General features: G+C 73.4%; 11 protein-coding genes. 9 read left to right on the top strand and 2 right to left on the bottom strand.

Going from position 1 to position 11,563, the window contains the following annotated elements; translation table 11 throughout:
* Positions 1 to 1,210 (top strand): DUF5719 family protein (locus AA75_RS50300; protein ID WP_033824962.1); only part of this gene is annotated, 1,210 nt, incomplete at its 5' end.
* Positions 1,211 to 1,307: 97 nt separating this feature from the next.
* Here the strand turns inward: AA75_RS50300 and AA75_RS37795 are convergent.
* Complete coding sequence (locus AA75_RS37795) at positions 1,308 to 1,766, bottom strand: metallopeptidase family protein (RefSeq protein WP_055731262.1); 459 nt, start codon at positions 1,764 to 1,766, stop codon at positions 1,308 to 1,310.
* Between the two features lie 43 nt (positions 1,767 to 1,809).
* On the opposite strand from AA75_RS37795, the gene AA75_RS37790 reads away from it, so the two are divergent.
* From AA75_RS37790 to AA75_RS37760, 7 genes are all read left to right on the top strand, one after another.
* Positions 1,810 to 2,286: a DUF3499 domain-containing protein gene (locus AA75_RS37790; RefSeq protein WP_082527134.1), complete on the top strand. Its 477-nt coding sequence runs from the start codon at positions 1,810 to 1,812 to the stop codon at positions 2,284 to 2,286.
* 121 nt (positions 2,287 to 2,407) lie between these two features.
* Positions 2,408 to 3,793 (top strand): phosphomannomutase/phosphoglucomutase, encoded by a 1,386-nt coding sequence (locus AA75_RS37785; protein ID WP_033824960.1) that lies wholly within the window; start codon positions 2,408 to 2,410, stop codon positions 3,791 to 3,793.
* 143 nt (positions 3,794 to 3,936) lie between these two features.
* On the top strand, positions 3,937 to 4,119 hold the full coding sequence (locus tag AA75_RS37780; RefSeq protein WP_033824959.1) for a Trm112 family protein: 183 nt from the start codon (positions 3,937 to 3,939) through the stop codon (positions 4,117 to 4,119).
* A gap of 34 nt (positions 4,120 to 4,153) precedes the next feature.
* Positions 4,154 to 5,344: an SIS domain-containing protein gene (locus AA75_RS37775; protein WP_033824958.1), complete on the top strand. Its 1,191-nt coding sequence runs from the start codon at positions 4,154 to 4,156 to the stop codon at positions 5,342 to 5,344.
* 88 nt (positions 5,345 to 5,432) lie between these two features.
* The gene (locus AA75_RS37770; protein WP_033824957.1) at positions 5,433 to 6,407 is read left to right on the top strand and encodes a cation diffusion facilitator family transporter; all 975 of its coding nucleotides are present in this window, start codon (positions 5,433 to 5,435) and stop codon (positions 6,405 to 6,407) included.
* Positions 6,408 to 6,623: 216 nt separating this feature from the next.
* Positions 6,624 to 8,072 carry an adenosylhomocysteinase gene (ahcY, locus tag AA75_RS37765; protein ID WP_033824956.1) on the top strand — a complete coding sequence of 483 codons (1,449 nt, stop codon included), beginning with the start codon at positions 6,624 to 6,626 and terminating at the stop codon, positions 8,070 to 8,072.
* Positions 8,073 to 8,193: 121 nt separating this feature from the next.
* Entirely contained in the window at positions 8,194 to 8,829 is a 636-nt protein-coding gene (locus tag AA75_RS37760; RefSeq protein WP_033824955.1) for a hypothetical protein, read from the top strand.
* 7 nt (positions 8,830 to 8,836) lie between these two features.
* On the opposite strand, the gene AA75_RS37755 is transcribed toward AA75_RS37760, so the two are convergent.
* Positions 8,837 to 9,775, bottom strand: coding sequence for an RDD family protein (locus AA75_RS37755; RefSeq protein ID WP_033824954.1), 939 nt, complete (start codon positions 9,773 to 9,775; stop codon positions 8,837 to 8,839).
* Positions 9,776 to 10,218: 443 nt separating this feature from the next.
* On the opposite strand from AA75_RS37755, the gene AA75_RS37750 reads away from it, so the two are divergent.
* A complete protein-coding gene (locus AA75_RS37750; protein ID WP_033824953.1) occupies positions 10,219 to 11,223 on the top strand; it encodes a stage II sporulation protein M in 1,005 nt (334 codons plus the stop codon).
* Positions 11,224 to 11,563: the final 340 nt, after the last annotated feature.

The raw sequence follows: 11,563 nt of genomic DNA, 5'->3' as shown, positions 1-11,563 counted from the left end.
CGCCGGCGCCGCCGCCCGGCTGCCGCTGGCCAAGCCGGGGATCCCGGCGGCCGGCCCGGCCGCCAACGGCGACCTGGCGCCCGGCGCCGTCGCGGTCGCCACCGGTGCGTTCGCGCCGGGCTTCGCGGCCTCCCAGACCACCACCGTCACCGACCCGCAGGCGATCGGCCTGTCCGGGGTCAACTGCACCCCCTCGGGCACCAGCTTCTGGTTCTCCGGCGCCAGCACCGCGGCCGGCCGGGTCGACTACGTCAGCCTGGTCAACGCCGAGAGCGGCCCGGCCGTGGTCGACCTCAAGCTCTACGGACCCAAGGGCCCGATCGACAACGACGCCGCCAACGGCATCGCCCTCGCCCCCGGCACCTCCGAGGCGCTGCGGCTCAGCTCGCTCGCCCCGGGCGTGGACGACCTCGCGGTGGAGGTCCGGGTGCGCACCGGCCGGGTCGGCGCGGGGCTGCACGCCGTCGACGGCGGCAAGGGCGCCGACTGGCTCCAGCCCTCGGTGGCCCCGGCCGCCGAGGCGGTCATCCCCGGGCTGCCGGCCGACGCCACCGCCACCCGGCTGGTGGTCGCCGCGCCCGGCGAGGACGACGCCGACCTGAAGGTCCAGATCTCCGGCAAGAACGGCTGGTTCACCCCGGTCGACCACGAGACCCTGCACGTCAAGGCGGGCATGGTGGAGGCCGTGGACCTCCCGCAGGTCACCCGCGGCGAGGTCGGTGCGATCCGGCTCACCCCGAGCGACCCGGCCCACCCCACCCCGATCGTCGCGGGGGTGCGGATCGACCGGGCCAAGAACGGCAAGTCGGACGCCGCCTGGCTAGCCGGCGCCGGTCCGGTCGGCGCCCGCGCCAGCATCGCGGACAACCGCGGCGGCGGGCAGACCCAGCTCATCCTGACCGCGGTCGGCGAGGAGGCCAAGGTCCGGATCACCGCCTCCGCGGGCAGCGCCGGCGGCACCCCCGCGACCAAGGAGGTCACCGTCCCGGCCGGTGCCACGGTGGCCGCCGAGATCCCCGAGCCGGCCGGCCTGAACGGTGTCTTCGGCCTGACCCTGGAGACCCTGTCCGGCGGCCCGGTGACGGCCGCCCGGATGCTCACCGTCCCGGCCAAGGACATCCAGATGTTCACCAGCCAGACCCTGGCGGACGACCGCAGCACCGTCCGGCTGCCGTACGTCCAGGGCGACCCCGGCGTCCTGGTGCGCTGACCCGCGGCCGGTGTGCCGGTCCCCGGCCGGGGACCGGCACACCGGCCGGTCGGCCCCGGCCCGGATCAGCCACGGCCCGGGTCGGCTCCGGCCCGGGTCAGTCCTCGCCGTAGCGCGGGTCGATCGCGTCCGGGGACTGCCCGAGCAGCTCGGCCACCTGCTCGATCAGGATCTCGTGCACCAGCGCGGCCCGGTCCTCGCGCGACTTCATCCGGATCTCCACCGGACGCCGGTAGACCACGATGCGGCTCCGGCGGCCCGGCGCGGCCGGAATCACCCGCCCGAGCGGCACGCTGTCCGGCTCCCGCTCACCCTCCGCGGGGAGCGGGACCTCCAGGACCGCGAACTCGACCTCCTCCAGCTGCGGCCAGCGCCGCTCCAGCCGCTCCACCGACTCGCGGACGTAGTCGTCGAAGAGCTCGGAGCGGGTGAGCGAGATCGGCACCTGCGGCGGCGCCAGCGGCCCGCGCAGGCCGCGGCCGTGCCGATCACGGTGCCTGGCACGGCTGGGTGGTCCGGCCGGGGACGCCGGAGGCTGGGGTGCGGAGCTGTCCATATCAACGTCGAGCGTAGCTCTTGCCCGACCGGACGTGGACCATTTGCACACCCCGCGTGACGGCGACACACCGCGCCCACCGGGGGAGGGTCGTCGCGGCCCGCTCGGGAGTGCGGTACCGTCCACCCTCGTGAGCTCTGTACGTCGTTGTTCGCGGACCGCGTGCGGCCGTCCGGCCGTGGCCACGCTGACGTACGTCTACGCCGACTCCACGGCCGTCCTCGGACCGCTCGCCACCTACGCCGAACCGCACTGCTACGACCTGTGCGCCGAGCACGCCGAGCGGCTCACCGCACCGCGCGGCTGGGAGGTGGTCCGGCTCGCCGCCGACACCAACCCGCTGCGCCGCAGCAGTGACGACCTGGAGGCGCTGGCCAACGCGGTCCGCGAGGCGGCCCGCCCGCAGGAGCGCCCCGGCGACCGCGACCGAGGGTTGCGGCCGGGCCGGCCCGGCGAGGGCGAGCCAGGCGAGTCCGGGCGCCGCGGCCACCTGCGGGTGCTGCGCTCACCCGACAACTGACCGCCCCCGCCCCGCCGGACGCCGTCCCTCCGGGCCCCCGGCACCGCCGCCGTCACCTGGGCCCCACCAGCTGCGGGTACGCTGCCCTTCGTCCGAGCGGATACACATCAGGAGCGGTCAGGTGCGGGACCTCAAGCAGCTTGTGAAGGCCTACGACGTCCGGGGTGTGGTTCCGGACCAGTGGGACGAGGCTTTGGCCCGCGCGTTCGGCGCGGCGTTCGTCCAGGTGGTGGGTGCCTCCGCGATCGTGGTCGGCCACGACATGCGGCCCTCTTCGCCGGGCCTGACCCGGGCCTTCGCCGAGGGCGCCGCCGGCTACGGCGCGGACGTGGTCGAGATCGGCCTGTGCTCCACCGACCAGCTCTACTACGCCAGCGGCCGCCTCGACCTCCCGGGCGCGATGTTCACCGCCAGCCACAACCCGGCCCAGTACAACGGCATCAAGCTCTGCCGCGCGGGCGCCGCCCCGGTCGGCCAGGACACCGGCCTGGACGAGATCCGCGAACTGGTGGAGTCCTGGCTGGACGAGGACGGCACCGTCACCGTCCCGGCCGTCGACGCCACCACCGGCACCCTGTCCGCCCAAGACACCCTGACCGGCTACGCCGACCACCTGCGCTCGCTGGTCGACCTGACCGCGATCCGCCCGCTGAAGGTCGTCGTCGACGCCGGCAACGGCATGGGCGGCCACACCGTGCCGACCGTCTTCGAGGGCCTGCCGCTGGACCTGGTGCCGATGTACTTCGAGCTGGACGGCACCTTCCCCAACCACGAGGCCAACCCGCTCGACCCGAAGAACCTGGTCGACCTGCAGGCCGAGGTGGTCAAGGCCGGCGCCGACATCGGCCTGGCCTTCGACGGCGACGCCGACCGCTGCTTCGTGGTCGACGAGCGCGGCGAGCCGGTCTCCCCGTCCGCCATCACCGCGCTGGTCGCCGCCCGCGAGATCGCCCGGGCCCGGGCCGCCGGCGAGGACCGGCCGACCGTGATCCACAACCTGATCACGTCCTGGACCGTCGCCGAGGTGGTCGAGGAGCTCGGCGCCGTACCGGTCCGCACCCGGGTCGGCCACTCCTTCATCAAGCAGGAGATGGCCCGCACCGACGCGATCTTCGGCGGCGAGCACTCCGCGCACTACTACTTCCGCGACTTCTGGCGCGCCGACACCGGCATGCTGGCCGCCCTGCACGTGCTCGCCGCCCTCGGCGGCCAGGACGGCACCCTCTCGGAGCTGACCGCCCGCTACGACCGTTACGCGGCCTCCGGCGAGATCAACTCCACCGTCGCCGACCAGCAGGCCCGCACCGCGGCCGTCCGCGCCGCCTACGGCGACCAGCCGGGCGTCACAGTCGACGAGCTGGACGGCCTCACCATCGCCGGCGGCGACTGGTGGTTCAACCTGCGCGCCTCCAACACCGAGCCGCTGCTGCGCCTGAACGTCGAGGCCAAGGACCCCGCCAGGATGGCCGAGCTGCGCGACGCCGTGCTGGCCCTGGTCCGGGCCTGACCCCGCCGCCCCGGCACCGGCCCGCCGAGCAGCGGCCGGATCGCCGAGGCGCCGACCCCGCCGATGCCCCGGCCGGTAGTGTTGCTACCGGTCGGGGCGCCGCCGTACCCGCCCCCCTCTGCACGAAGCTGGAGCCCCACACCATGAGCCTGCCGTCCTCCCTGCTGGAGATCCTGGTCTGCCCGCAGTGCCACGCCCCGCTCGCCGAGAGCGTCCAGGGCGAGGAGCACGAGCTGCGCTGCACCGGCGACAGCTGCGGCCTGGTCTACCCGGTCCGCGACGGCATCCCCGTGCTGCTCCTGGACGAGGCCCGCCGCCCCTCCTGACACCCCGCCCGGTCACCCGCTGGAGGCCAGCCGCATGCTCGACGACTCCCTGCTCGACGACCCGGCCGCCCTGCTGCGCGCCGACCGGCAGCACGCCCTGCTCGCCCTGGCCGGGGCCGGCGCCCGGATCCGGATCGCCCGGCGGCTCGCCGACGCGGCCGGCCTGGCCGCCCTCAACCCCGAGGGCCGGCCCCGGACCACCGTGGTCGCCGGCAGCGGCAGCGCCCTGACCGCCGCCGCGGCCCTCGCCGCCCTGGCGGTGCCCAACTGCCAGGTGCTCCCGCTGCCCCCGGCCGAGGCCCGGGCGGCCGGCCCGGTGTTCACCGCCGGACTGGGCTGGCAGCTGCCCGGCTGGATCGGCCCGCTCGACCTGGTGGTGCTGGCCTCCGTCCAGGGCATCGAGGGCGGCCTGGTCTCGCTCGCCGAGCAGGCGTACGTACGCGGCTGCGCCATCGCGGTGATCGCCCCGGAGAGCAGCCCGCTGGCCGAGGCCGCCCTGCAGGTCCGCGGCCTGCCGCTGCCGTACCCGCCGAGCACGGTCGACGACGGCGACCAGCCGCAGACCGACGAGCCGGACCTGCCCGCCGAGGACCCCGGCGCCCTGTGGGCGTTCCTCGCCCCGCTGCTCGCCCTGGCCGAGAAGACCGGCGTGACCCAGCTGCCGGCCGGCTCGCTGGCCGCCGCCGCCGACCGGCTGGACGAGGTCGCGGTCCGCTGCCGCCCGGACGCCCAGGCGTACACCAACCCGGCCAAGACGCTGGCCGCCCAGCTCTCCGACACCGTCCCGCTGCTGTGGGCCGACGGGCCGGTGACCGGTGCCGCCGCCGACCGGTTCGCGGCGATGCTCGCCGACCGGGCCGGACTGCCCGCGCTGACCGGTCTGCTGCCGCGGGCGCTCACCGCGCACCGCGGCATGTTCGTCGGCCGCCTCGGCGCCGGCGCGGATCCGGACGACTTCTTCCGCGACCGGGTCGAGGAGCCCGAGGCGCTCCAGCTCCAGCTGGTCCTGCTGCGCCGCACCCCGGGCGTCGAGGAACTGGCCGAGGCCGGGCACAGCGTGAGCCGGGCCCGCCGGCTCGCCGACGCCCACGAGGTCCGGCTGACCGAGTACTCCTCCAGCCTTGAGGACCCGCTGCAGGCGCTCGCCGAGCTGGTCGGCCTGACCGACTTCGCCGCCGTCTACCTCGGCCTGGCCGGCCAGGGCCGACCGGATGGCGGCCGGTAGCCGGGCCGCCCACCGCCCCCGCGATAATGTGCGCTCGACAATCCACGGCCGGACCGTTCCGGCCCAGTCGGAGGGACCCGAGCACACCATGAGCACCGAAGGCGGCACCAAGGCACTGGTCGCGGCGCTGTCCGCCAACCTGGCAATCGCGGCCGCCAAGTTCGTGGCCTTCGCGTTCTCCGGCTCGTCCTCGATGCTGGCGGAGGGCGTCCACTCGGTGGCCGACTCCGGCAACCAGGTCCTGCTGCTGATCGGCGGCAAGCGGGCGGCCCGCGAGGCCGACGCCCAGCACCCCTTCGGCTACGGCCGCGAGCGCTACGTCTACGCCTTCCTGGTCGCCGTGGTGCTGTTCAGCGTCGGCGGGCTGTTCGCCTGCTTCGAGGGCTACGAGAAGATCAGCCATCCGCACGAGCTGGACAGCTGGTACTGGCCGGTCGGGGTGCTGGTCTTCGCCATCCTGATGGAGGGCTGGTCGTTCCTGACCGCCTACCGGGAGGCCGTCAAGGACAAGGGCCGCCACGGCTGGACCGCGTACATCCGCCGGGCCAAGGCCCCGGAGCTGCCGGTCGTGCTGCTGGAGGACACCGGCGCCCTGATCGGCCTGGTGCTGGCGCTGCTCGGCGTCGGTCTCACCGTCATCACCGGCGACGGCGTCTGGGACGGCATCGGCACCCTGGCGATCGGCATCCTGCTGGTCGTGATCGCGGTGGTGCTGGCCGTCGAGACCAAGTCCCTCCTGGTCGGCGAGTCCGCCAACCAGGAGGTGGTGGGCCAGATCCGGGACGCCCTGGTCGACCACGACTCGGTCACCGACGTCATCCACATGCGCACCCTGCACGTCGGCCCGGAGGAGCTGCTGGTCGCCGCCAAGATCGGGGTCAACGCGGAGGACAGCGCCGCCCAGATCGCCGAGGCGATCGACCTGGCCGAGGCGCGGGTCCGCCGGGCCGTCCCGATCGCCCGGGCGATCTACCTGGAGCCGGACATCTACAGCGCCGAGAAGGCCGCCGCGGGCCCCGACCCGGAGGCCACCCCGGGCGGCCCCGGCCCGGCCGCGCACTGACCCGAACCTGGTGTGTACGCCCCGGCGCACGGCCCGGTCGGTGTAGATTCGTCCGCAGAGCCAAACGTCGCTGCTGATGGCGGTCGGTCCGCGCGGTGCGTGGGTCGAGGGAGAGAGGTCCTCCGACGGATTGTGCCGCAGCAGAGGGCCCGACCGCGGCCGCTCTGCAGCTCAGCACACCCGTTACCAGGCCCACCGCAGCGAGGAGCCCCACGCATGTCGTCGAACCCCACCGGTGACTTCAAGGTCGCCGACCTCTCCCTGGCCCCGTTCGGCCGCAAGGAGATCCAGCTCGCCGAGCACGAGATGCCCGGCCTGATGTCGATCCGCAAGGAGTACGCGGCCTCCCAGCCGCTGGCCGGCGCCCGCATCACCGGCTCGCTGCACATGACCGTGCAGACCGCCGTGCTGATCGAGACGCTGACCGCGCTCGGCGCCGAGGTCCGCTGGTGCTCCTGCAACATCTTCTCCACCCAGGACCACGCCGCCGCCGCCATCGCGGTCGGCCCCGAGGGCACCCCGGAGAACCCGGCCGGCGTCCCGGTCTTCGCCTGGAAGGGCGAGACCCTGGAGGAGTACTGGTGGTGCACCGAGCAGGCGCTCACCTGGCCCGACGGCCAGACCCCGAACATGATCCTGGACGACGGCGGTGACGCCACCCTCCTGATCCACAAGGGCGTCGAGTTCGAGAAGGCGGGCGAGGCCCCCGCCCCGTCCACCGCGGACAACGAGGAGTACCGCCTCATCCTGGAGGTGCTCAACCGCACCCTCACCGAGTCGCCCAGCAAGTGGACCGAGATCGCCGCCACCATCAAGGGCGTGACCGAGGAGACCACCACCGGCGTCCACCGCCTGTACGAGATGCACCGCGACGGCAAGCTGCTGTTCCCGGCCATCAACGTCAACGACTCGGTCACCAAGTCGAAGTTCGACAACAAGTACGGCTGCCGCCACTCCCTGATCGACGGCATCAACCGCGCCACCGACGTCCTGATCGGCGGCAAGGTCGCCGTCGTCGCCGGCTACGGCGACGTGGGCAAGGGCTGCGCCGAGTCGCTGCGCGGCCAGGGCGCCCGGGTCATCGTCACCGAGATCGACCCGATCTGCGCGCTGCAGGCCGCCATGGACGGCTACCAGGTCGCCACGCTCGAGGACGTCGTCGAGACCGCCGACATCTTCATCACCACGACCGGCAACAAGGACATCATCATGGCCTCCCACATGGCCCGGATGAAGCACCAGGCCATCGTCGGCAACATCGGCCACTTCGACAACGAGATCGACATGGCCGGCCTCGCCCAGCTCCCCGGCGTGGTGAAGACCGAGGTCAAGCCGCAGGTCCACGAGTGGCGCAAGGAGGACGGCCGCACCATCATCGTCCTCTCCGAGGGCCGCCTGCTGAACCTGGGCAACGCGACCGGCCACCCGTCGTTCGTGATGTCCAACTCCTTCGCGAACCAGACCATCGCGCAGATCGAGCTGTTCACCAAGACCGCCCAGTACCCGATCGGCGTCTACGTGCTCCCCAAGCACCTGGACGAGAAGGTCGCCCGCCTCCACCTGGACGCGCTGGGCGTCAAGCTCACCACCCTGACCAAGGAGCAGGCCGACTACATCGGCGTCCCGGTCGAGGGCCCGTACAAGGCGGACCAGTACCGCTACTGATCCGCTACTGATCCGCGCCCGACCGGTGGCCGGCACCCCCACGCGGGGTGCCGGCCACCGGCACGTCCGGGTGCCGCAGCGCCCGGACACCGCTCGGCGCCGCCCGCGTAGGCTTCGGGCCATGCCCAACGGCCGCTACTCGCTCACCGACACCCACGACCACGTCCTGCTGGGCGAGGAACGGTTCAGCTGCGCCCCCGGCCCGGCCGGCTGGCGCTACGTCTCCAAGACGTACGGCCCCGACGGTGCCACCCTGGCCACCACCGACCTCACCCTCGACTCCCGCAGCCGGCTGATGCGCCTGGAACTGCGGGCCGGCGGCTGGCAGGTGCGCGGCGGCGCGGTGGACGGCGTCGCCTGGGTCCGCACCGACGCGGCCGACCCGGCCGGCGGGCAGGCCGCCGAAGGACACGACCGGGCGCACGCCTTCAGCGGCAGCTCACCGGCGTTCCTGGTCGCCACCGCCCGGCTGCTGCGGTTGCGCCCCGGCGGCAGCGCTCGGATCCGCCTGGTCGCCTTCACCGACCCGGTCCTCGCCCCGCGCACCGTCGACCAGGGCTGGCAGCTCGAAGCCGTCGAGTCCCACCCGACCGACAGCGGACCGCTGGAGGTCGAGCGCTACCAGGTCGCCGACCTGGCCACCGGCGAACAGCACCTGGTCCACCTGGCCGGCGACGTGGTGCTGGCGGCACCCGGCATCGAGCTGGAGGAACTGGAGTCCCCGCCCAACCGGTGGCCGGCGGAGTACGGCGGCTGAGCCACCGTCAGGCCGGCGGCGCGAACCCGCCCGCCGTGGCCTCGCCCGGCCGGGGCTGCGGTTCGTGCTGGGGCTGGGGCTGAGGCTGCGGGTGGGGCTGTGGAGCCTGCGGGACCGCTGCGACCTGCTGCGGCTGTGCCGGCCGGTGGTACGGCTGACCGGGCGCCGCACCCCAGCGCGGGGCCGCGGCGGTCGCCCGCTCCCACTCCCGGCGCTGCCGCTCGGTCAGCACCGCACCCAGGTACATCGCCGGCATCACCCCGTACGGCACGGGACGGCCGGTGTGCCCGGCCAGGTCGGCCGACAGCCGCTGCGCCATCCCGTGGGCCACCGCGGGGTCGAGCTGGCCGATCCGGCCGAGGTACTGGCGGATCGCCAGCCAGAGCGGCTCGGGTACGGCGGAGAGGTCCATCGCGACCAGATCGGCCCCCAGCGCGTGCAGCACCTGCGGCGGCACCGGCGGCAGCGCGCCGTGGCTCAGCGCGGCCGCGGGCACCCGCTCGCGGACCACCAGCGTCCCGGCGAAGATGTCGCCCAGCCGCCTGCCCTCGGGGGAGATCAGGGAGCTGATCACCGCGGGGGCACCGGCCATCGAGAACTCGACGACCCCGACCAGCCCGCGCACCAGCGCGTGCCGGAACCGCACCGGGCCGCCGTCGGTGCGCACCACCCGGAGCCCGAGCGCCAGCTTGCCGAGCGAACGCCCCTTGGACAGCGTCTCCACCAGCACCGGCAGGACCACCAGGAAGAACACCAGGATCGAGAGCATGATCGCCGCAATCGCGGCCTCGTCGGCGTTGCCCGCCACCGCGATGGCCACCATCGCCGTGACGATCCACCCGATCACCTGGGCCACGGTGTCGATCAGACGGGCCAGCGCCCGGCTGGGCAGCTTCGCGGCCCGCAGCCCCAGGACGACCGCCTCACCTGTCACCAGGTCGCTCACAACACCCACCCGCTCCGTTCGTGGCAACCGGACGGCCCCCAGCCCCCCGTGCTGCATCAGCGCCAAACAGTACGGGGACGCTCCGGTGACGGGAAGACTGGTCCCGCCTCGGGACGGTTGGCCGTCGGCGCGGCCGCTGTCGGTGCGCCTGCTGTCGGTGCGGCCGGTTCGGGGATCACCTGCCGACGGCCCGGCGGCCTCTGGCAAGCTAGGGCCTGTCCGGCGGATCTTGCCGGGCGCGCGACGACGGATCATCCCGACCGGACGCACGCCCGAATCGCCCAAGTACGTCCAGTACGAGGCCGATTCGGGCGCACGCCCGGACGGGCGCCCGACGCCGCGCGCTGATCCGACAAGATCCGCCGGACAGGCCCTAGGCGCACCCGGGCGCCACTCACCACGGCCCGCACCCGCCGTCACCCCGCAGCACTGGAGCGAGCCGCATGGATCTGGACGTCTTCGTCGCCACTCACCAGGCGGAGTGGCAGCGTCTGGAGACCCTCGCCAAGCGGCGCCGCCTCAGCGGGGAGGAGGCCGACGAGCTGATCGCGCTCTACCAGCGCGCCACCAGCCACCTCGCCCAGGTCCAGGCGACCGTGCCCGATCCCGTTCTGGAGGGCCGGCTCACCTCGCTGGTCGCCCGCGGCCGCGGCGCCGTCACCGGCGCCCGGAACTCCTCCTGGCGCGATGTCGGCCGCTTCTTCGCGGTCAGCTTCCCGTCCGCGCTGTACCGGGCCCGGTACTGGTGGATCCCGATCGCGCTGCTCTCGCTGGCCCTCACCGTGGTGATCGCCTGGTGGGTGGCCACCCACCCCGAGGTCCGCGACAGCATCGCGGGCCCGGAGGCCTTCAACGAGCTGACCAAGCCCGGTGGCGAGGCCGAGTCCTACTACTCGGAGCACCCGGCGAGCGCCTTCGCCGCCCAGGTGTGGACCAACAACGCCTGGATCGCGGCCCAGTGCCTGGTCTACGGCGTGATGCTCGGCATCCCGGTGATCCCGGTCCTGCTGGGGAACATCGCGAACCTGGGCGTCGGCATCGGCCTGATGGCGGCGGCCGGCCGGCTCGATCTCTTCCTCGGCCTGCTCATCCCGCACGGCCTGCTGGAACTCACCGCCGTCTTCGTCGCGGCCGGAATGGGCCTGCGCCTCGGCTGGACGATCATCAGCCCCGGCCCGCGCACCCGCCGCACCGCCCTCGCCGAGGAGGGCCGGGCCACCATCGGCATGGCGCTGGGCCTGACGGTGGTCCTGTTCGTCTCCGGCATCCTGGAAGCGTTCGTCACCCCGTCCGGCCTACCGACCTGGGCTCGGATCACGATCGGCGTGGTGGCCGAGGTCCTGTTCCTCCTCTACGCCCTGGTTCTGGGCCGTCGCACCGCCTCCCGTGGGGAGTTCGGCGACATCGAGGAGTCGGACCGCCCCGACCTCCAGCCCGTCGCAGCCTGACCCGCAGAGCTGGTAGGGTCATGATCATCCCTCCAGATCCATTGACGTGGCCCTGGTCGGCTAGTAGGTTTGAACGGTTGGGTCCGACTGGACAACAGTCGGGGCCGGGCGTAGTGTCTACGACACCGCCAAGCCTGGGCATCGCATCCACTCGGATGTTGGCCGGCAAAGCGAAAACCCCTTGTGACTGAGCACTCCGAAGCTTTGATAAGCTTCACTACGAAGTCGAAGGAAGTCCCCCGAGCGGAAATTCAGGGAAATGAAGGCCGGTAAAACGGCCGGAAAACATCTGATAAGCTCGGAACACGAAAGAACGAAGCGCCCGGAGGGCCCGCTGGAA

It is taken from the genome of Kitasatospora sp. MBT63 (genome assembly GCF_000710465.2).
Classification (GTDB): Bacteria; Actinomycetota; Actinomycetes; order Streptomycetales; family Streptomycetaceae; genus Kitasatospora.
This window is presented reverse-complemented; position numbering and strand designations above follow the sequence as displayed.

Coding starts and splice junctions, on each gene's coding strand:
- AA75_RS37795 (WP_055731262.1), bottom strand. CDS start 1,766: ATGGACAGCTCCGCACCCCAGCCTCCGGCGTCCCCGGCCGGACCACCC.
- AA75_RS37780 (WP_033824959.1), top strand. CDS start 3,937: ATGAGCCTGCCGTCCTCCCTGCTGGAGATCCTGGTCTGCCCGCAGTGC.
- AA75_RS37775 (WP_033824958.1), top strand. CDS start 4,154: ATGCTCGACGACTCCCTGCTCGACGACCCGGCCGCCCTGCTGCGCGCC.
- AA75_RS37770 (WP_033824957.1), top strand. CDS start 5,433: ATGAGCACCGAAGGCGGCACCAAGGCACTGGTCGCGGCGCTGTCCGCC.
- ahcY (WP_033824956.1), top strand. CDS start 6,624: ATGTCGTCGAACCCCACCGGTGACTTCAAGGTCGCCGACCTCTCCCTG.
- AA75_RS37760 (WP_033824955.1), top strand. CDS start 8,194: ATGCCCAACGGCCGCTACTCGCTCACCGACACCCACGACCACGTCCTG.
- AA75_RS37750 (WP_033824953.1), top strand. CDS start 10,219: ATGGATCTGGACGTCTTCGTCGCCACTCACCAGGCGGAGTGGCAGCGT.